Source organism: Actinomycetota bacterium (assembly GCA_030774015.1).
Classification (GTDB): Bacteria; Actinomycetota; UBA4738; order UBA4738; family JACQTL01; genus JALYLZ01.
On record JALYLZ010000093.1, the window covers coordinates 1 to 19,018 of the forward strand.

The 19,018-nt window shown below is 71.8% G+C and carries 19 protein-coding genes, 1 tRNA gene and 1 pseudogene; 7 read left to right on the top strand and 14 right to left on the bottom strand.

The window, feature by feature from the left end:
• Positions 1 to 199 precede the first annotated feature (199 nt).
• The 6 genes from M3Q23_09185 to M3Q23_09210 all read right to left on the bottom strand — a co-directional run bounded on the left by M3Q23_09185 (position 200) and on the right by M3Q23_09210 (position 5,551).
• A complete protein-coding gene (locus tag M3Q23_09185; GenBank protein MDP9342252.1) occupies positions 200 to 394 on the bottom strand; it encodes a DUF4244 domain-containing protein in 195 nt (64 codons plus the stop codon).
• A gap of 15 nt (positions 395 to 409) precedes the next feature.
• On the bottom strand, positions 410 to 1,252 hold the full coding sequence (locus M3Q23_09190; protein ID MDP9342253.1) for a type II secretion system F family protein: 843 nt from the start codon (positions 1,250 to 1,252) through the stop codon (positions 410 to 412).
• Positions 1,252 to 1,896 carry a type II secretion system F family protein gene (locus M3Q23_09195; GenBank protein MDP9342254.1) on the bottom strand — a complete coding sequence of 215 codons (645 nt, stop codon included), beginning with the start codon at positions 1,894 to 1,896 and terminating at the stop codon, positions 1,252 to 1,254. Before M3Q23_09195 ends, M3Q23_09190 begins: the two co-directional genes overlap by 1 nt.
• Positions 1,897 to 2,085: 189 nt before the next feature.
• Complete coding sequence (locus tag M3Q23_09200; GenBank protein MDP9342255.1) at positions 2,086 to 3,372, bottom strand: CpaF family protein; 1,287 nt, start codon at positions 3,370 to 3,372, stop codon at positions 2,086 to 2,088.
• A complete protein-coding gene (locus tag M3Q23_09205) occupies positions 3,359 to 4,453 on the bottom strand; it encodes a hypothetical protein (protein MDP9342256.1) in 1,095 nt (364 codons plus the stop codon). The genes M3Q23_09200 and M3Q23_09205 overlap by 14 nt, the downstream gene beginning before the upstream one ends.
• A gap of 450 nt (positions 4,454 to 4,903) precedes the next feature.
• A complete protein-coding gene (locus M3Q23_09210) occupies positions 4,904 to 5,551 on the bottom strand; it encodes a ferritin-like domain-containing protein (GenBank protein MDP9342257.1) in 648 nt (215 codons plus the stop codon).
• 169 nt (positions 5,552 to 5,720) lie between these two features.
• On the opposite strand from M3Q23_09210, the gene M3Q23_09215 reads away from it, so the two are divergent.
• From M3Q23_09215 to M3Q23_09230, 4 genes are all read left to right on the top strand, one after another.
• Positions 5,721 to 5,996: a hypothetical protein gene (locus M3Q23_09215; GenBank protein ID MDP9342258.1), complete on the top strand. Its 276-nt coding sequence runs from the start codon at positions 5,721 to 5,723 to the stop codon at positions 5,994 to 5,996.
• 168 nt (positions 5,997 to 6,164) lie between these two features.
• Positions 6,165 to 6,692, top strand: coding sequence for a sigma-70 family RNA polymerase sigma factor (locus M3Q23_09220; GenBank protein MDP9342259.1), 528 nt, complete (start codon positions 6,165 to 6,167; stop codon positions 6,690 to 6,692).
• Positions 6,682 to 8,844 carry a zf-HC2 domain-containing protein gene (locus M3Q23_09225; protein MDP9342260.1) on the top strand — a complete coding sequence of 721 codons (2,163 nt, stop codon included), beginning with the start codon at positions 6,682 to 6,684 and terminating at the stop codon, positions 8,842 to 8,844. Before M3Q23_09220 ends, M3Q23_09225 begins: the two co-directional genes overlap by 11 nt.
• Positions 8,841 to 10,076, top strand: a complete 1,236-nt coding sequence (locus M3Q23_09230) for a M15 family metallopeptidase (protein ID MDP9342261.1) — start codon at positions 8,841 to 8,843, stop codon at positions 10,074 to 10,076. The genes M3Q23_09225 and M3Q23_09230 overlap by 4 nt, the downstream gene beginning before the upstream one ends.
• Positions 10,077 to 10,298: 222 nt before the next feature.
• On the opposite strand, the gene M3Q23_09235 is transcribed toward M3Q23_09230, so the two are convergent.
• Positions 10,299 to 11,099 carry an HAD-IB family hydrolase gene (locus tag M3Q23_09235; protein MDP9342262.1) on the bottom strand — a complete coding sequence of 267 codons (801 nt, stop codon included), beginning with the start codon at positions 11,097 to 11,099 and terminating at the stop codon, positions 10,299 to 10,301.
• Between the two features lie 303 nt (positions 11,100 to 11,402).
• Entirely contained in the window at positions 11,403 to 11,960 is a 558-nt protein-coding gene (locus M3Q23_09240) for a PadR family transcriptional regulator (GenBank protein MDP9342263.1), read from the bottom strand.
• A gap of 88 nt (positions 11,961 to 12,048) precedes the next feature.
• Between M3Q23_09240 and M3Q23_09245 the strand changes: the two genes are divergently transcribed.
• Positions 12,049 to 12,140, top strand: a tRNA-Sec gene (locus tag M3Q23_09245).
• A gap of 374 nt (positions 12,141 to 12,514) precedes the next feature.
• Here M3Q23_09245 and M3Q23_09250 read toward each other — a convergent pair.
• From M3Q23_09250 to M3Q23_09275, 6 genes and pseudogenes are all read right to left on the bottom strand, one after another.
• A pseudogene (locus tag M3Q23_09250) lies at positions 12,515 to 13,438 on the bottom strand (mandelate racemase).
• A 172-nt stretch (positions 13,439 to 13,610) separates the two neighbouring features.
• Complete coding sequence (gene arsM, locus M3Q23_09255) at positions 13,611 to 14,411, bottom strand: arsenite methyltransferase (GenBank protein MDP9342264.1); 801 nt, start codon at positions 14,409 to 14,411, stop codon at positions 13,611 to 13,613.
• A 30-nt stretch (positions 14,412 to 14,441) separates the two neighbouring features.
• Positions 14,442 to 14,753 (bottom strand): metalloregulator ArsR/SmtB family transcription factor, encoded by a 312-nt coding sequence (locus tag M3Q23_09260; GenBank protein MDP9342265.1) that lies wholly within the window; start codon positions 14,751 to 14,753, stop codon positions 14,442 to 14,444.
• Positions 14,754 to 14,913: 160 nt separating this feature from the next.
• Complete coding sequence (locus M3Q23_09265; protein MDP9342266.1) at positions 14,914 to 16,128, bottom strand: HAMP domain-containing histidine kinase; 1,215 nt, start codon at positions 16,126 to 16,128, stop codon at positions 14,914 to 14,916.
• Positions 16,121 to 16,804, bottom strand: coding sequence for a response regulator transcription factor (locus M3Q23_09270; GenBank protein ID MDP9342267.1), 684 nt, complete (start codon positions 16,802 to 16,804; stop codon positions 16,121 to 16,123). The genes M3Q23_09265 and M3Q23_09270 overlap by 8 nt, the downstream gene beginning before the upstream one ends.
• A gap of 86 nt (positions 16,805 to 16,890) precedes the next feature.
• On the bottom strand, positions 16,891 to 17,292 hold the full coding sequence (locus M3Q23_09275) for a hypothetical protein (protein ID MDP9342268.1): 402 nt from the start codon (positions 17,290 to 17,292) through the stop codon (positions 16,891 to 16,893).
• Between the two features lie 139 nt (positions 17,293 to 17,431).
• Here M3Q23_09275 and M3Q23_09280 point away from each other — a divergent pair, with 139 nt between their 5' ends.
• Both M3Q23_09280 and M3Q23_09285 read left to right on the top strand, forming a co-directional pair.
• Positions 17,432 to 18,217 carry an SHOCT domain-containing protein gene (locus M3Q23_09280; GenBank protein ID MDP9342269.1) on the top strand — a complete coding sequence of 262 codons (786 nt, stop codon included), beginning with the start codon at positions 17,432 to 17,434 and terminating at the stop codon, positions 18,215 to 18,217.
• Between the two features lie 309 nt (positions 18,218 to 18,526).
• Complete coding sequence (locus M3Q23_09285; protein ID MDP9342270.1) at positions 18,527 to 18,769, top strand: hypothetical protein; 243 nt, start codon at positions 18,527 to 18,529, stop codon at positions 18,767 to 18,769.
• Positions 18,770 to 19,018: the final 249 nt, after the last annotated feature.

Below are 19,018 nucleotides of genomic sequence, written 5' to 3' on the forward strand. Positions count from 1 at the left end.
GGCCCGGGCCGCCTCCACCAGCACCAACTGATCCCTGACGAACAGCCCGGCCTGGACCAGCCCGAGGGTCACGATCAGCAGGATCGGCAGCACCATCGCGAACTCCAGCGCCGCCGAGCCCCGCTCGCCCGCGCCCGCGGCCAGCTTCCGCACCGGCTTCTTGGGGAGGCTCCGCCGTCTCCCGCGGAGCGACCCCCTCCTACTGCGCATTGTTGGAGACGTTGTCGATCACCTTGTCGAAGAAGGCGGGGAGCTTCCCCGACGACTTGGCCCACGCGATCAGCACCACCGCGACGGCGACGGCCGCCAGGATGACCAGCGCGTACTCAGCGGTGGTCTGCGCCTCCTCCCGTGCGAACCACACCCGCAGGCGCACGTACCAGGACAGCAGCATGACGTTCACCTCCTCTCACCCAATCGACCGGAGCGTGGCGAACAGCACCGGAACCACCGTGAGGAGGAGGAAAGCAGGAAGGACCATGAACACCAGGGGGAACAGCATCTTGACCGGGGCCTTTCGGGCGGTCTCCGCTGCTCGGGCCCGCCTCGCGTCGCGGACGTCCTCCGCCAGCTCCCGCAGGGCCTCCGCCAGCGAGGACCCGAGCATCTCGGTTCGGGCCACCGCCAACACGGCCCGCTTGAGGTCCGGCAGACCCAGCCGGTCCGCCATGGCCCGCAGCTCGTCCCTCCACCGTGCCCCCATGTCGACGGCGTCGAGCACGTGACGGAGCTCTCCGGCGAGGGGCTCGCGGACCGCGGCCGAGGCTCTCCGGAGGGCGAGCGGCGCGGCCAGGCCGGCCGTCGATCCTGCAGCGAGGACGTCGAGCAGCTGCGGCACCTCCTGGTCGGCTTGCCTCGATCGTCGCCGCGCAGCCCGACTCACCAGGAAGTCCAGACCCCGGAACCCCGCCGCCACCAGAAGCGGCGTCATCACCAGGAGTGGCATCGGGGCCGACAGCCCCAGGACGAAGCCCGCCGAGCCGGCGATCACCTTCCACCCGATTGCCGCGTCCGGATCGACTCGCCATCCGGCCGTTGCCAGCTTGGAGGCCAGCTCGTCCCGGTGGCCCAGCCGCCTGGCCCACGAGCGGCTCCCCACCCACCTCGCCATTCCTCCCCCGGAGTGTTGGGTGCCTTCCGGTCGAAGGGCCTCGATCCGCTTGGAGACGGCTGGGTCGTACCGAACTCCCGCCGCGCCAACCGCTGCGAGCACCGCCGCCGATGCCATGGCCGGGCCGATCACCCCTGCCATCACCACGACACCCGGAGCAGCGAGCGGATCCACAGGTACGCGCCTCCGTCGAGGACCAACCCCAACACGATCGCGCCCACACCAACCGGAGAGCCGTACGCGGCGGACATGTCGCCGCGGGAGACCACCGACATGAACAGGAAGAACCCCACCGGGAGCAGGCCGAGGATGGTCCCGGACAGCCGCGCCTGTGCGGTGAGCGACCGGACCTCCCGTCCTGCGGCCCGGCGCTGGCGGAGCGTCCGGGCCACCTGTTCAAGGACCGCGGGCGCGTCGCCGCCCACCCGGTGATGCAGTTGGAGCACGCTCGCGACGAGTCGCACGTCGCGGCCTCCCTCCTCGGACGCCCATCGTTCGAGTGATTCCTCCAGCGGCACGCCCAGGGCCTCGCGGTCCACGATGGCCCGGAGCTGGGTCGCGGCCGGCGCTTCCCCTTCGTCGGCGGCGAACCGGATGGCCTGCGACAGTGAGAGCCCGGAACGAAGGGCGGCGGCCACTCCGGCGACCCGTTCGGCCAGCTGCGCCTCGATGAGCTCTTCCTGGCGTCGGTCCCTCCGTCGGCGCGAGGCCCCCGGAATGGCCCATCCGACGGCGGCTCCGGCCAGGGCCACCGGCGGTCCGCCAACGGCCATCCCCAGCGCCACCCCGCCCAGGCTCGCAACGAGGCGAAGGGACCCTTCCCGGAGTTGAAGGAAGGCGGGCCGGGCCGGGCCGAGGCGGCCCCGGATCCCACCCCGCGCGGACCAGCGCCCGGTGGCGCGCTCGGAGCTCGATCCAAACAGCCGCGCATCCCAGGGCGGCGGCCGCGAAGACGGAGACGTCCACGGCAGCGCTCACGCCGCGCCACCCTCGTCGGGGCCCGAGACGAAGATGCTCTCCGGCAGCGCCTCACCACGCTCGGCCAGAACTTGGGTAAGGGGCGGTGTGGCTCCGAGCCCGACGAGCTGTCCGGACCCTCGCGGGCCGCCGGAACCGTGGAATGAGAACAGGTCCGTGAGGACGGGCTCGCCGTCGCGCACGCCGTCCACCGTGGCCACGCGATGGACGACCCTGCGCCCGTCCCGGAGCCTCGCCATGTGCACGACCACGTCGATCGCCGACGCCACCTGTTCCCGGACGTGGGCCACCGGCAGCTCGACATCCGACATCAGGGCCATCGTCTCCAGCCGCCACAGCAGGTGGCGAGGAGAATTGGCGTGCGCGGTCGACAGCGAGCCCTCGTGGCCGGTGTTCATGGCCTGGAGCATGTCCAGGCATTCGCCGCCCCGGACCTCCCCGACGATGATCCGGTCCGGACGCATCCGCAGGGCGTTGCGAACCAGGTCGCGGACCGTGACCTCCCCCTTCCCCTCCACGTTGGCCGGCCTTGCCTCCAGGCCCACCACGTGCGGCTTCCCGAGCCGCAGCTCAGCAGCGTCCTCGATCGTGATGAGCCGCTCCCCGTCCGGGATGAAGCTGGCCAGCACGTTCAGCAGGGTGGTCTTGCCGGAGCTCGCTCCTCCGGAAACGACGATGTTGGCCTTGCCCCGCACGCACGACGCCAGGAAGGCGAGGGCGCGAGGCCCGATGGTTCCGCTGGCGACCAGGTCGCCCGGCCGGAACGGGATGAGCGAGAACTTGCGCACCGTGAGGACTGGACCGCAGAGCGAAAGGGGCGGGACGATCGCGTGCACCCGGCTACCGTCCGGTAGTCGCGCGTCCACATATGGTGACGATTCATCGACCCGAAGCCCGAGCGGGGCAACGATCCGCTCGATCACGTGGAGGACGGCCTCCTCCCCCTCGAATAGACCGTCCGCCACGCTTTCGATCCGCCCCTTTCGCTCCACGAACACGTCGTCGGGCCCGTTCACCATCACTTCGCTGACCTCCGGGTCCCTGAGCAGGGCCTCGATGGGCCCGAGCCCGACGACACGATCCGAAACGTCGTTCACCACCTTGGCCAGGTCGCCCTGCGGCAGGAGATGGCCTTCCTCCCTCAGGATGGCCAGGGCCTCTTCCCTCACCAGGAGCCGCCGGTCCACCGGCCGCGCGGCCGCGAGCCCGTTCGCGTCGATGCGCTGGACCAGCCGGTCGTGGAGCCGCCGCTTGACCGTGGCCAGGCGGTCACGCTCCCGCATCGCCCCTCCCATCGAGCAGCGCGCGGGCCAGCCGGTCCGCGGCACGCGCGATCCGCCCCCGCGGCGAGAGGAGCTTCCCGCGGTCCTGCGCCGCCTGGGCGTGTCGGTCCACCGGCCAGATCGCCAGCGCCGGCCGCCCGAAGACCCGCTTGGCATCGGCCGGCACGACCTCGGCTCTGCGGGTCCGGTTCATCACGACGTCGCACCGGGCGGTCAGCCCGAGTGAGCCGAGCATGTCGAGGGCCCGCTTCGCGAACCGGAACGCCAGGACGTCGGGTGAGACCACGACCAGGATCCGGTCCGAGCGCTCCAGGCCGGCCAGGGCGATCTCGTCGAGCGCTCGGGGCAGGTGCAGCACGACGACGTCCCGCCACGCTTGCAGCGCCGAGAGCGCCGCCGAGTAGTGCGCCGGACCGGCGGCCTCGGGCGGCGCCGCCTGGCTGGAGGACAGCAGGACCCCGAACCCCGCCGGGTGGCGCCACAGGACGTCGTCGAGGCGTTCCTCGGACAGCTCCCCCGCCACCGGCCCGACGTCCCCGATCGAGCGGGCCTCGGGCGGCGCGCCGAGGGCCGCGGACACGTCCCCGAACACCGGGTCCAGGTCGGCCAGGGTCGTGGCCCGGCCGGTCCGAGCGAACGCCGCCGCGAGATGGGTCGCCAGGAACGTCGTCCCGACGCCGCCACGCGGTCCGTACACCGCCACCACCAGGGCCCGCTTCACCGTCGCCCGCCGGCGCGCAGGAAGCGTTCCCCCGGCCGCCCGGGCCAGATCCTCGCGCTCCGACGGCCACACGTAGAAGGCCCGTGCGCCGGCGTCCAACGCGACGCGCATGGCCTGCACGGACTCGGCCGTTTCCAGGGCCAGGAAGGAGCTTCCGTTGAGGTTCCCGGCCGCCCGGACCAGCAGCGGCTGGCCCACGACGGCGTGTGGCTCACGCTCCCGGATGGCCCGGGCGAGCGCCTGCGGATCGGAGGCGGTCGCGACGACCCGAACGCGCCCCGTCCGGTCCAGGAAGTCGACGACCTCCTCGGCCAGCTCGGGCGGATCGAGCCCGACCACCACGCTCGCCACACTGTCCACGAGACCTCCTTCCACCGCTCTCGCTCGAGGGGAAGCCATCCACCACACGCCGCCAAAGGGAAGGCACCGCATGCCCGGGGGAAGCCCAACCGCACGCCCGGGGAAGCCAACCGCGCCCATGGAGAAGCCGGCAGCACACAGGGGAAGAACTGCGAGGGGGATGCGCCCTCCGGAAGCGCCGCTCCGAAGGCACATGGGGAAGGGATGCCACCCGGCGTTCGGGCCCGCCGCTGCTCCCGGTAGCGCCACCTGCCGCTGCCGCCGCTGCCTGAAGCGAGGGGAAGACTAACGGCGGAGTCGCCATCGGACAATCACCAGGACGGCGGATCTTGCGGGTGATGCGGGGGGATGCGAAATTCCCCGATTCGGGGAATGGACACCCTCGGATACGCCCTGCGACCGGCGTCGGGACGCGCCCAGATGCTGCCGGCGTCGGCATGCGCTCAGCGCTCAGTCCCCGGGCTCGGCCTCCACGCGCTCGATGCCCAGGCGATCGAGCCGGATCCGGTGCCGCTCCAGCAGGTCGAGCAGGAACCGCTTCTCCCCGTCCACCCCGCCCAGCAGGTCCTTCAGCACCGTGGCCTGATCGAGGGCCCGGCTGGTCTGGGTGAGGGCCTCGCCGATGATCCGCCGAGCGTACGCGGCGATCCGCTCGATGGCCTCGGGCTCGCCTTCCATGGCCCTGGTCAGCTCCTCCAGGGCAAAGGATTCCTGGTCCTCGCGCTCACCGAGGGCTCGCCGCACCACCTCCGCCGACACCGGATCGAGCAGTTCGACCAGCCCGTCGGCGAAGTCCGAAACCAGGGCGTCGCCCACATAGTGGAAGGTCTGGGCCTCGACCCAGTCGGCCGGCTCCGTGTGCGAGAAGAACAGGTCGAAGAAGGGCGCGAACCGCCTGGTCAGGGACTCCGAGCCCACCTCCAGGAGCCGGGCCTCGATCAGCCGGGAGTTCCGGCGCTCCCGCTCCGCGATGCCTAGCTGGGCCTCCCGAGTGCGGGAGTCGGGGGCGAAGCGGGCGTTGTCGCGCGCGCGCTCCGCCGCCACCTTCCCCCCGTAGGAAAGCGCGGCCAGGAGCTCCGCGACCGCGGTTCGATTCACGCGTCGGATTGTAGGTGCTGGAAGGGGGGCCTCAGCAGCGTGAATCCAGGCTGGAGCCCCGGGTTCGGGCCCGTGCGGCGACCGAGCAGATCAGGCGACGACCATCCCAGCGGAGATTCCTGCCGGGCTTCCGGGAAAATGTCACACCCCCGTTCTACGCTTTCCATCGATGGGCGAGGTCATCTCGATCGGAGACTGGCTCCGGGACCGCCGGCACGATGCCGCCGGCCCGGCGGACGACGTCGCCCGGCTGGAGCGAGCGGTCTCCCTGCTGGAACCGCTCCTGGAGGAGGTGAACGATCGGAGGAAGCCCGGCATGGCTGACATCGAAACCGAGCTCCTCGCGGCGACCGGAGCCGTCTCCCTCGACCTGTTCGAGGAAGCGGCCTCCCGCCTGGAGCGCCTGGCCGATCGCCTGGCAGCCCTGGCCCGGCGAGGCGGCTGAAGGCGCATCCACCCGGGGTAACGCCCTAGACAAAGCCTGTCCGGCGGACATGCGACCCCGGAACCATCCTTCCCTGGTCGGAGTCTGCTTGCCCGAATGGAGGGCAGATTCGTGGTTCCCGGCGACAGGGCCCGGCGCTAGGCTTGCGTGCCAGGGGGCGATAGCGCCGTGCAGGAACCGGATCCGCGCACACTGGCTCGCGCTCGCGAGGGGGACCTCCGGGCATTCGAGGACCTGGTCCGGCTGTATCAGGCCGACGTGTGGCGGTTCGCCTACCACCTCACGGCGAACCGGGCCACGGCCGAGGACGTCACCCAGGAGGCCTTCCTGCGGGCGTTCCGGTTCCTCCGGTCCTTCCGGGGGGACTCGAAGTTCTCGAGCTGGCTGTTCCGGATCGTGCGCAATTGCAGCATGGACGCGCTCAAGTCCCGGCGCTCCCTGGAGCTCCGCGACTACCCCAAGCCGCCGCCCGCAACCGACCCCGCCACGCGGGCGGAGGTCTGGGACGCCGTGCGAGGGCTGTCCCGCGAGCACCTGGAACCGTTCCTGCTGATCGAGGTGTTCGGGCTCTCCTACCAGGAAGCCGCGGACGTCCTCCAGGTCCGGGTGGGAACGGTCAAGAGCCGCATGCACCGCGGCCGCCAAGTGTTGATCCGCGGTCTCTCCGACCACGAGGAGGACGCCGGTGAACTGTGAGCGGGCGGAGCTCGCGCTGTCCGAACGCATGGACGGCGAGCGGCTCGCCCCGCGGCTCGAGGTCGCCCTGGAACGGCACCTGGCGGACTGCTCGGCCTGCCGTGGGTTCGAGGCCCGCGCCCGGCGGGTCCGGGAGGGCGTCCGGTTCCGCCTTGCGGAGGCGGTGCCCGACCTGGTCGAGCCGATCATGGAGCGGGTCGCGGCAGGGACCTCCCCAACGGTCGGGGCCGCCAGGACCGACTGGCCCGCACTCCTCCGTCCGGCGCGGCACTCCGAGCAACCGACGCCCCCGCGCCCGGCTGATCTGTCGCGCGCCGCGAGGCCCGGCCGCGCCGGCCGGCGCCGCGAGCTCGCCCGCGTCGCGGTGGCCCTCCTCGCGGGGGCGTTCGTCGGAACGGCCGTCACCGGGACCGGCATCTGGCCGGGGAGCTCCCCGGGGCCGGCGGTCCTGGCCGCGGACCTGCCCGGCCGGGTCCTCCAGGCCGCCACCCACCTCCAGGGGTACCACGCGCGGTTCGCCGTCACCGAGTGGCACTTCCAGCCGCGCCTGCCCCTCCGCCACTTCAGCGTCGACGTCTGGCTGTCCGCCCCGGAACGCTTCCGCATGGACGTCGCCGACCTCACGCCCTATCCGAACACCACCTGGCCGCGCAACGACCTCTCCCTGATCGTGAACCGGTCCCAGTGGTACCTGTCGGGGCCCGGCCCCTGTCCGGCCGACGCCTGGCCCAACTGCCCCCTGGGCGCCCCGCAGACCCGCCGCGTGGACCACCGGGTCCCGTTCTCCGAGGCCGCCCCCATGCCGAGCGACATCGTGCTGCCGCTCACCACGCTGGCGGACGCGAACCGCCTCGACGTGCTGGGCCGGGGAACCGTCGGGGGCCGGCCCGCCGTCCGGGTCGCCCTCACCTATCGCCAGGCCGGCCCCCTGTTCGCCTTCCTCCGCCAGGGGGGCGCGTGGCGGCCGTTTTACCCCGACGACCGGGTGGTCCTGTGGCTCGACCGGCGGAGCTGGTTCCCGCTGGCGTACCGCGTCTACCCGGCCGACGAGCCCGACCGAGTCGCGTGGGCGGCCCGCCAGGGACTCCCCACCGAGCCGCCGGGCCAGGACGTGTTCTCCGCGCGGGTCCTGTCGTTCGACGAGCGCGTGCCGAGCGCGGCCACATTCAGCGTCCCGGACACCTCCTCGGTCCCCGCCACCAGCGAGGGCGCGCAGAGGGTGAAGCTGGACGACGTCCCGAAGCGCGTCGGCTACGCGCCGATCGTCCCCACCGACACCGCCGGCCTGCACCTGTACCGGGTAGTCATCCCGCCCGGGCAGACCGGTGAGCCCGGCGACCAGACCATCGTGGCGTACTCCTCGGGCCTGGCCTGGCTGAAGGTCCGGGAAACGCACTCCTGGCGGACCGACGCCCCCTTCGGACCGGTCAGCCGCCTAGCCGAGCGGGTCGACCTCCCCGGCGGAGGCGTCGCGTACTACGAGCCGGCCACCCGAACCCTCGGCCGGCGCCTGTCGATCCACGCCCACAGCGTCGACCTGTTCCTGGAGACGAACCTTTCCCGCGACGCCCTGCTGCACGTGGCGGGATCGCTCCCGGTGGCCTCGAACATCCCGGCCTCCTGGGACGTGCAGCCCTCGGGCGGCGGCCTGGCCGAACGCCTTTCGCTCCGCCAGGCCGTCTCCCGGGTGCCCTTCCCGGTGTCGGAGCCGGAGTCCCTCCCCGCCGGCTACCGCCTGATCTCGACGGAGGTCGTGCAGGTCGGGAACGACCAGAGCGTGAACCTGTATTTCGGGCAGCCCAACGCCGACCTCGAGGGGCAGATCCGGTTGCACATCGAGCCGGGAACCGACCTCCCTCCGGCCTCCGCCGCGGAACAGTCGGCGGTGCAGGTCGGCGACGTGTCCGGGCGCTTCACGCCGAGCCGGGACGAGCTGGAATGGGTCGACCAGGGCATCTACTACTCGATCGACGGAGCCGCCCTCACCCTCGCGGACCTGCTCGTGGTGGCGCAGTCGCTCCAACCCGTGTCGCTGCCACGGTCATCGTCCCCGGAGCCGACCACGCCGCCGGCCACCTCGGAAACGAGCGCGCCGGTGTCCATCGGCGCCATCGACCTGCCCGCAGCGTTCGCAGGAGCATCGACGCCGTGAGGTGGTTCCGGGGCGCCCCGCGCCTGGTCGCGGCAGGCATCGTGGGCTTCGCCCTGGGAGGCCTGCTCACCCTGTCACTCCAGAGCGCCGGGCAGACGGTGGCCGGAACCGGCGGAACCGGTGGCGGAGGAGGAGAGACCCAGGGCCACCCGCCGGCGACGGGTGCCGCCCCCGCCACCAGCCCCGAGCCCCCCGAGACGTTCCTGGCCTGGACCCCGGGAGGGCTTCCCGACGGGTTCCGGCAGGCCGTCCGCACGCTCCCCGGGATCGAGCGCTCGGTCGTCGTGGCGAGCGGCCTGGCCTGGATGACCCGGTCGTTCTCCGCGGACGGGACCCAGGTGGACGCGCCGCCGCACGGCCTGGCCATCCCCGTCGAGGTCGCGGCGGTGGACCCTCGCGAGTACTCGCCTTTCCTGCCGCCGTCCGACCGCGGCGTCTCGCTCTCCCTCTCCGACGGACAGGGCGTTATGGGGCAGATGAGCGCGGACGTCCGCGGGTTTGGCGCGGGCGGGGAGTTCGACTTCGGCCCCGCCGCGATCACCGTCGCCGCGGTCCTCCCCGACGGGCTGGTCGGGGCGAACGAGCTCCTGGTGTCCCGCCGGGTCGCCGCCACGCTCGGCATCGCCGAGAACCGATACGCGCTGCTCCAGCCCCGGTCCGGCATGACCGAGGCCGAGCTGACCGCGGAGATCCGCACGATCATCCCGAAGGACCTCCCGCTGCGGGTCCGCGCTCCGGGCGAGACCCCGTACTTCCGGCAAGGGGACGCCGTCCTGGCCCCCGTGCGCATCAAGCAGCTGTTCGGCGAGTTCGCCGCCCACCCGCTGCCGGGCGGCCAACTGGCCATCGATCCGGCCTGGGAGAGCCGCCACATCGCCACGGAGTCCGTTCCCATCCTGGGCGACGTCCATTGCAACCGAGCGCTGTTCCCCCAGCTCCGGGGGGCGCTCCGGGAGGTCGTGAGATCAGGCCTGGCCCACCTCATCAAGCCGAACGAGTACGGCGGCTGCTTCGGCCCCCGCTTCGCGAACCGTGACCCGGCCCAGGGCATCTCCCATCACGCCTGGGGCATCGCCATCGACCTCGACGTGGCGGAGAATCTCTACGGGCACACCCCGACCATGGACCCGCGCATCGTCGCGATCTTCAAGCGGTGGGGGTTCAACTGGGGCGGCGACTTCCTGATCCCCGACGGGATGCACTTCGAGTTCGCGCGCTTCGTGCACCCGTAGCGACGGCGCGGGGCCGAGCCGGATCGAGTCGGAAAGGCGAAGGGAGCAGCTACCAAGCGCTCTCTGCAACTTGCTCGGGTACCGCGGGCTCACCCTCGGGGCCCGAGCATGCCTCCCGCGGCAGGACGCACGTGGGTACTGCTCCCTTCGCGGCCGTCCCAAGACGGCCGAGGCGATTGTATCCCTGCCACCCCGGCTGTGGAAAACGGCCAGAGCCCGGAGCTACCCGCGGCTTCGCGAACGCACCACCCGCGGTCGCAGGTACAGCCACGCAAGCACCACCGCGACGCCCACCGCCGCCGCGACCGCGGCGACCGGCGAGGGGCGAGGCACCGCCGACACCAGGCGCTGGCGCATCCGGACCGGCCTGCGGAAATAGCGGATCTGCCAGCCTCGCTTCTCCGCCTCCCGGCGAAGGTCGCGGTCCGGGTTCACCGCCACGGGATGGCCCACCGCCTCCAGCATGGGCAGGTCGGTGAACGAGTCCGAGTACGCGTAGGAGGACTCCAGGTCGATCCCCTCCACCTCCGCCATCTCACGCACCGCCTCGGCCTTGCTCTCCGCGTAGGCGTAGAACTCCAGGTCGCCCGTGTACCTGCCCTCCACGATCCCGGCGCGGGTGGCGATCACGCCGGGGATCCCGAGGTGCTCCGCCAGCGGCTTCACGACCTCCTCGGGGGAGGACGAGACGACGAACACGGACCGCCCCAGGGCGCGGTGCAGCGCGATCAGGTCGAGGGCCTCCTGGTAGACGTACGGGTCGATCAGCTCGATGAGGACCTCGCGGACCAGCTCCTCGACCGCGGACTTCTCCCACCCCTTGGACAGGGCGGCCAGGGCTTCCTTGGCCCGGTCCATCTTCCGCTCGTCCGCCCCCACCAGCAGGTAGACGAGCTGGGCGTACACGCCTTTCAGCAGCGCCGAACGGGACACCAGGCCGGCCCGGTACATGGGCCGGGTCAGGGCCAGGGAGCTCGACCGCGAGATGATGGTCTTGTCGAGATCGAAGAAGGCCGCTTCCACTGCGAACCATGGTAGGCGACGCGGGGCAGCGTTTCCGGCCAACCGGACCGTTCCCCCATCGCCCGGGGCGACGATTTCGGTCCCCCCGCCGGGCCGATTCCGGTTTGGCGAGAAAAAGTTGGGGCCCGATGTTTGAGGGTGGACACCCCGGGTATCCCCAGGATCGGCGCAGACCGATTCACCCTCCCCCCCTGCGCCCTTTCCGAGGCTCCTCCAACCCCCCCGGAGGAGCCGCGTCCAAAATCCGGAACCATTGCCCGAAACAGCTATCTGTGACAATGGCGCAACGGGGAACTGCAGCCGCTACTGGGCGGCGCGGCGGATCCGTCCCGCATCGCGCCGGAACGCTCCCAGCCAGGCCAGCTCGGCCCCAGCCAGCGCCTCCTCCCGGTCCAGCATCCTCCTGGCGAGCACGCCGGTCGGCCCCCGTGCAGCCTGGAGCCGGGACCGCTCGGCACCGATGTCCTGCACCCGCTGCCGGAGCGAGGCGTCCCGGGCGGCGATGCCGCGCCTGACCTCCTCGGCCGGCAGGAGATGCGCGAACCCGAACGGCAGCGCGCGGTCGGCGGGGTGGGCCCCGCCCGGTCCGAACCACTCCAGCAGCGCCTGCCGGAGACGATCCCTCCCGGGTCGGGACACCCGGTAGACGCGGCGGTCCGGACCCTCCCGGCCCTCCTGCGACTTCCCCGACACCATCCCCTCGCGCTCGAGGCGCCGCAGGGACTGGTAGACCGAGGCCCGCCCCGCGGGCGCCCAGAACTCCATGGCCCGGGCCCGGTACCGTTCGAGCAGCTGGTAGCCGTACAGGGGCTCCTCGGCCAGCAGGCCCAGCACCAGCACGTCGACATGGGAAACAGGCACGGGATCTCCCTTCCAGGGGAGCGGGGCTCGCCGTCCCTGTCAGGCTAGTCCGAGACAGACTAGTAAGCAAGGATCGTATGCTGCCAGCGGAGGCGTCAGGGCGCCTGGTGGGCCCCCCGGTCTTCAAAACCGGTGTGCCGGCGAGAGCTGGCAGGCGGGTTCGATTCCCGTCCGCCTCCGCTACCAGGGCAAACTGGCGGGAGACGGTTGGCGCGCAGGGCTCACGCGCCAGTCTTTCAGAGCATTTGCTAACGAGTTGCTAACGACGGACCGAGCGCCTGCTCGAGCGCCGCGGCGGCTCCTGCTGTCATCCGAGCACATGCTGATAGACGTGACTGCGACCTGGTGTCGCAGCACGGCGATCTCGAGTTCCGCCTCGGCCGCCATGCGGTCGTCCGGACGGACCAGGCGGAGGACTCGGCGCAGGAGGAGATAGAGGAGAGAGTGGATCACGGCGCGGCATTGTCGCAGAACCACCCGCCGCCGCCGGTCTCAGGCCGCGATCGAGTTTCTTTACCCCACGGGGCCGTGGCGTCGGAGACGGGCCGCGGCGGTCAGTGAACGCGGTACGGCTCGGCGTCCGCCTCGCGGAGCTCGAGGCCCAGGCCGGGCCGGGAACGGTCGGGGCGCAGGACGCGGCCGTCCGGCTCGACGGCCCCGTCGAACAGCATCCGCTCGATGCGGACGTGGTCGTGGAAGTACTCCAGGTGCCGCAGGCGCAGCACGGCGCAGAACGCGTGCGCCGAGACCTGGGGAGCGCAGTGGGCCGACAGGTCGATCCGATGGGCCGCGGCGAGCCCGGCCCATCGGGAGGAGCCCGGTGATGCCACCGCACCTCGTCACGTCGGCCTGGAGGCAGTCGACCGCGCCCGCGTCCAGCAACGTCCGGAAGTCCGACAGCGGTCGTCCGACGTCACCGGCTCCTCGAACCGGCTCACGCCCCACTCGTGGCGGAACCGGTGGGCCCAGTCCAGGCCCTGCTTGCGGGTCAGTGCCCCGTTCGCGTCGACGTACAGCTCGGGCTGGTCCCCGATGGCCTTCCGAACGGCGTCCAGGCGGGCCGGATCTCGGTGCTCCCTCGACGTCTTCGTCTTCACCCTGGGAATGCCCGCTCGACCCACCCGCCCAGCTGCTCCTGCAATCGCTCCAGCGAGTAGCTGGTGAACCCCCCGCTCCCGTAGATGGGCACGCCGTCGTGCGCCGCGTCCAGCAAGTCCACCACGGAGACCTCGAGCAGGCGCGCCTCGAGGTCCCACAGCGCGATGTCGACCGCGGAGATCGCCATCATCCCGAGCCCGGGCTGGCCGGCGTTTCGGATGGCGGCGCTCATGGCGTCCCAGGCGGCGCCGGTTCGCATGGGGTCCGCACCCATCCACCACCGGGCGGAGCTTGCTCTCGACGAAGCTCGCCGTGGAGACGTCGGCGTAGGTGTAGCCCAGGCCCGTGCGGCCCCCGGCCCTGGCCCGGACCAGGACCATGGTGGTGGAGTCCCATTCGAACGTCCCGTCGGACTCGGGCTCGTCCGTGGGGACCTCGTAGGGGGAGACCTCGAGGCCCTCGATCGGCGCATCGGTCGCCTTCACCGGCTTCACGCCATGTCCCCCTACCCGCGCCGGGGCGGGCCATAACGGCAAGCGCTACCGAACACGGTCAGCAGCAGGGCTGCCGGACGACGGAAAGCTCCATCCTCCGAAGGAGTTCACCGGGGGTGCTGCCCTTGGTGGCCCTGATGATGACCGAGTGCATTCCCTCGGCGACCTGGTGGGTCGGGGTCAGCGTGACGTCCTCGAAGCCCGCGGTCCGCAGCCCCTGCTCGTACTCCCGAAACGACAGGGCCCCCGCGATGCAGCCCACGTGGCTGCCGCGCTCGGCGCGCCGGTCCGGCGTGAGGTCGTCCTCGGCCACGATGTCGCTGACCCCGACGCGGCCCCCGGGCCTCAGCACGCGTGCCATCTCCGCGAAGACGCGTCCTTTGTCGGCGGACAGGTTGATCACGCAGTTCGAGATCACCACGTCCACGGTGGCGGCCGGCAGCGGGATGTCCTCGATGTAGCCCCTGAGGAACTCGACGTTGGTGGCGCCCGCCTCCTCCTTGTTCCGCAGGGCCAGGGCCAGCATCTCCTCGGTCATGTCCAGCCCGTACACCTTGCCGGTGGGCCCGACCCGCCTGGCGGAGAGCAGCACGTCGATGCCCCCGCCGGAACCCAGGTCGAGCACCGTCTCGCCCTCCCGCAGCTCGGCCACGGCGGTCGGGTTCCCGCACCCCAGGCTGGCCAGCACGGCCGCCTCGGGAAGGAACTCGCGCTCGGCCGCCCCGTACAGGGAGGAATCGGCGGCCCCCGCCTCGCTCGAGCAGCACGCGTCCGAGCAGCCGCCTGCCGTCGCCGACCGGGCCGCCCGCGCGTAGTGGGCTCGAACCTCTTCGCGCACCTCTTCGCGCACCTCGTCCATGGGTTGCCTCCTTTTCCCAGCAGCACTCGGTCAGCAGCAGTCGGTCAGGAGCCGGACCAGCTCGGACACGCTGTCGGTCCTGACCGAGTAGTAGATGTGGCGCTCCTCGCGCCGGCTCTGGATCAGGCCGGCCCGGCGCAGGAGGTTCAGGTGGTGCGACAGGGTTGGGGCGGGAATGCCCACGGCCCCCTGGATCTCTCCCGCGCTGACCTCTCCCCCGGCGCGGGCCAGGAAGAAGAACACGCGCAGGCGCGTCGGGTGCGCCAGCGCGTTGAACGCCTCCACGTGCCCTTCGGTGACCTCCAGCGGTCGAGGCCTCTCCTTCAAAGGAATTGCTTTCATGTTTCTGAAACTACCGAAACGATCGAAGGGCGTCAAGGGACGGGGGGGTCCCGCCGGACTGGGCCTCAGTCCCCGGTCATCTCCGCGAACAGCTCGAGGTCCCGTTCGGGGATTGTTCGGGTCGCGGTGGCGCGGGTCCCGACGGGCAGCGGCTGCCACGTCACGGCGTTCGGCCTTCGTTCGCCGGCAGGACGAACCGCATGACGGTGCCCTCGCCGGGCCTCCCGTGGCTCTCGGCGGTGATCGTCCCGCCGTGCGCCTCGACCAGGCTCCGGGCGATGGCGAGCCCCAAGCCGGCTCCGCCCGAGTCGCTCGCCTTCACGAACCGGTCGAACACGTGGGGAAGGATCTCCGGAGCGATGCCGGGGCCGGTGTCGGCCACCGCGAACGCCACGCCGACCCCGACGCCGGTGTCGACGCCGGCGTCCCAGGAGACGGGGCCGGTGTCGGCCCGCTCGGCGGAGACGAGCACCGACCCCCCGGACGGCGTGTGGCGCACCGCGTTGTGGAGCAGGTTCGCGAACACCTCGCCGATGCGCATGGGGTCCACCTCGATCTCGGGCAGCCCGGGGGCCACGCGCTGCTCCACCCGGACGCCCTCCTGGTCGGCCCGGGGCCGGGCCGCGTTCACGGCGTTCGCCACCAGGTCGGCCGGCGCGACCGCCTCGTGGTGCAGCCGCAGCGCGCCGGCCTCCGCCGTTGACAGCGTCTGGAGGTCCTCCAGCAGGCGCGACATCACCCGGGTCTCCTCGAGCACCGCCTCCAGGTGCGCCGGATCGGCCTCGTACAGCCCGTCCAGCATCCCTTCCGTGTTCCCCTGGATCACCGAGAGCGGCGTGCGCAGCTCGTGTGCGACGTCGGCCAGCAGGCTCCGTCGCTGCTGCTCGTTGGCCTGGAGCCGCTGGGCCATCTCGTTGAAGGAACGGGCCAGCCGGCGCATGTCGCGGGGACCGCGCTCCGAGACCCGGGCCTCGTAGTCGCCGCCCGCCACCCGGTCCGCCGCCTCCATCACGTCGCCCACCGACGCCGCCACGCGCCGGACGCTCCGGATCGCCACGAACGCCACCACCAGCCAGACGCCGAGGAACCAGACGACCCCGCCCGCGCGCCAGTGGCCGCGAGCGCCGAAAGCATGCGGGAACAGCGCCACGGCGATAGCGTTGGCCGCGAACATGAGCCCGAAGAACAGGGCCATGGCGATGAGCACGCGCCGGAGGAATCGCCGGCGCATCCCCCGCCAGCTCACCGGCCCCGTGGGGGGAAACGGCTCGTTCTCCGGCCACCACGGCGGGCGGAACCCCTGGCCGGTACCGTGCCAGGGGCCACGCCATGCGTCGGGCCCCGGGCGGTGCCGGTGTCCCTCCTGGTCAGGCATCGGCGAACCGGTACCCCACCCCGTGGACCGTCACCAGGTATCTGGGCCGGCCCGGCGTGGGCTCGATCTTCTTGCGGATGTTCTTCACGTGGGCATCGATGGCCCGCTCGTAGGACTCGAACGCCACGCCGTGCACCGCGTCGAGAAGCTGGGCCCGGGTGAACACCCGGCCGGGCTCGCGGACGAACGTGGCCAGCAGCTGGAACTCGGTCGGCGTGAGGTCGACCGGCCTCCCGGCCACCTGCACCCGCATCCGCTGGGCGTCCACCTCCACGTCGGCCGCCCGGAGCAGCTCCTGGCCGCCGGCCCGCGTCGACTCCGTTCGCCGCAACACGGCCCGGACCCGAGCCACCAGCTCCTTCGGGCTGAACGGCTTCACCACGTAGTCGTCCGCACCGAGCTCCAGGCCCACGATCCGGTCGGCCTCGTCGCCCCGCGCGGTGAGCATGACGATGGGGACGTTCGACGAGCGCCGGAGCTCACGGGTCACGTCCAGGCCGTCGCGGCCCGGCAGCCCCAGGTCCAGCACGATGAGGTCGGGCTTCGAGCCCCTCGCGGCGGCGACGGCAGCCCCTCCCTCCCCCACCACCATGACGTCGAACCCGGCGTGCTGGAGGTAGTCGCGGACCAGCCGCGCGATCTTCATCTCGTCCTCGACCACCAGGATCGTCTTCATGGCCCGGGCCCCCTCCTTCCGAAGCGTGACGACGCGAGTGGGCGGAGGCAAGCGCCTCCGCCCCGTTCACGCGGTCCCCGTCGCGGCTACGCGCTGCTGACGGGCTGGGGCGGGGAGCCCGGCGGGTCCTGGCCGCTCTCGCCGTGCTGGCTGCGGTGCCAGTCCTCGAACGTCCCCGGGCCGCCCGAGCCGCCCGGGCCCTTGCCCCAGGGGCCGGGTCCCATGTGATGCCCGGGTCCGCCGCCATACGCCCACCGGTGGCGCCAGAACGCCCCCCGGAGCAGCAGGAACAGCCCGATGAAGAACAGCGGGAAGAACAGGAACCCGAAGTGGAACCCGTAGCCGTACCCCGGTCCGACCACCACCTCGCGGACGTGGCCGCTGTCGACCAGCCCGTGGTTGTAGCCGGCGTGATAGGCCCCGATCCCGATGCCCGCTCCGGCCAGGATCAGCAGGAGCGCGACCCCGATTCCGAACCACCGTCGCATCTCGTCCTCCTCTCGACGGTCCGTACCTTCGCCACCCATGCTGCGCTCGGCGTGTGAAGGGACCGTGAACACGCTGCGGAGGTGCGGAGGAGGCAGGGTTCGCCTTCTCCGCCTGGGCTCGCCCACGTAAGGTGTGCGCGTGCAGACCGTGCAGCAATCCCAGCAGGACGGCCCGCGATTCTCGTTGCTGGGGTCGATCGGGGTCTTCATCGGGTTGGCCGGCGTGGCCTGCTCGCTCACGCTGCTGTTTCTCGGGATGCGCTCCGTGATGCAGATCGGGGGGAGCTGCGCGTCGGGGAACCAGCCGTTCGTGGTCTCGCATCCGTGCCCGGCCGGGGTGGCCCTCCTCATGCCCGCGTCGATCTGGGGAGGGCTGATCTTCGTCGGCGTCTACGTGTGGCAGACCTCCAGGTACCACTCGCCGTCGCTGCTCGTGCTGATCTGGCCCGCGCTGTTCCTCTCGCTCGGGTGGAACTTCCTGCAGTTCGGCCTCAACCCTCCGGGAGGCGTCCCCGGCGTGTCCGGAGGGTTCCTGGTCTGCGCGGTGTTGTTCGGCCTGATGGGTGGGGTGCCGCTGCTCTACGGGCTCCCGGCCACGATCCGTCACTTCACGGGCCGGCCACCCCACCGCAAGCCCCTGCCCAGCCTGCTCAACGCGCCGTTCCGGCCGACGTGGACGACCGTCCAGGGCTGGGGCCCCACCCCGCCCGTCGTCCGCCCGTCGTCCGCCGGCAGCTCGCCACAGCCGGGGACCCAGCAGCCGGCCGGTGCGAGTTGGTGGCCGGCCATCGGGACCACCACGCCGACCCCGTCCGCCGACGTGGTCTCGGCGCTGGAGCGGCTGGCCAAGCTGCACCAGTCGGGCGATCTCGACGACAACGAGTACGAGGCAGCCAAGCAGCGCATCCTGGGAGGCAGCGCGTGATCCGGCTTCGCGGGTGGTGGCTGCTGGTTCAGCTGGGGGCGATCGCCGCTGGGATCTGGGCGGGAGTGCGCCTGTTCGACATCGTCACAAGCTGACGGCCAGCGCTCAGGGAACCGGGAGGGCCGAGGAGGTGTCAGAACGGCGCCACAAATGGAAACCGCCGGAACCCGAAGGTCCCAGCGGCTTCCAGTACTCACTTTAGGGGAGGGCCCCTCCGGCGGTCAAGACCCGGAGCCGGATTTGTCACTCTTTCTCGGCCCGAAGGCCGGTCAGGCGTGCCGATCGGGCGGCCCGGGTAGGATTGGAGTCATGCCCCACCACGAGGACGAGCAGGAGCGCCGGTGCCCGGTGTGCGGCCAGGGCGTCCTCCAGCATCTGGGAACGGAGTCGGGCCGGCGGCTGCAGCGGCCCGAGTCGCCCATCATCGAGACGTACACCTGCGGGCACGAGGTGACCGAGCCGTCCCTCGCGACCTCCGACGCCGATCGGCTGGAGGTGGAGCGCCGGACCAGCCAGGACACCGTCGACCCGCCCTCCGCCGGCGCCGAGTAGGCACGGCCCTATCCCCGAGGTAAGGAAAGACTCCCCTCCCCGGCACGCAAGCACCCCCCTGCCGGGCATTCTGGCGGACCCCCCTCCCGGGCCACGATGGCCCCGTCAGCCAGGAGCACGAGCGAAGGGAGAGGGAAGATGACCCGGGAACACCGCCAGATGATCACCCAGCAGGTGCTGTACGGGATGGTCCTGCCCGCCGCCATCTACGCGGTGGCCTCGCACTTCATGACCTCGCTCCTCGCCCTG

Bases quoted from the DNA above. Each gene is read 5' to 3' on its own strand.
- M3Q23_09285 (MDP9342270.1), top strand. From the start codon at position 18,527: ATGCCCCACCACGAGGACGAGCAGGAGCGCCGGTGCCCGGTGTGCGGC.
- M3Q23_09265 (MDP9342266.1), bottom strand. From the start codon at position 16,128: ATGCCTGACCAGGAGGGACACCGGCACCGCCCGGGGCCCGACGCATGG.
- M3Q23_09215 (MDP9342258.1), top strand. From the start codon at position 5,721: ATGGGCGAGGTCATCTCGATCGGAGACTGGCTCCGGGACCGCCGGCAC.
- M3Q23_09275 (MDP9342268.1), bottom strand. From the start codon at position 17,292: ATGCGACGGTGGTTCGGAATCGGGGTCGCGCTCCTGCTGATCCTGGCC.
- M3Q23_09190 (MDP9342253.1), bottom strand. From the start codon at position 1,252: ATGGCAGGGGTGATCGGCCCGGCCATGGCATCGGCGGCGGTGCTCGCA.
- M3Q23_09270 (MDP9342267.1), bottom strand. From the start codon at position 16,804: ATGAAGACGATCCTGGTGGTCGAGGACGAGATGAAGATCGCGCGGCTG.
- M3Q23_09260 (MDP9342265.1), bottom strand. From the start codon at position 14,753: ATGAAAGCAATTCCTTTGAAGGAGAGGCCTCGACCGCTGGAGGTCACC.
- arsM (MDP9342264.1), bottom strand. From the start codon at position 14,411: ATGGACGAGGTGCGCGAAGAGGTGCGCGAAGAGGTTCGAGCCCACTAC.
- M3Q23_09200 (MDP9342255.1), bottom strand. From the start codon at position 3,372: ATGCGGGAGCGTGACCGCCTGGCCACGGTCAAGCGGCGGCTCCACGAC.
- M3Q23_09185 (MDP9342252.1), bottom strand. From the start codon at position 394: ATGCTGCTGTCCTGGTACGTGCGCCTGCGGGTGTGGTTCGCACGGGAG.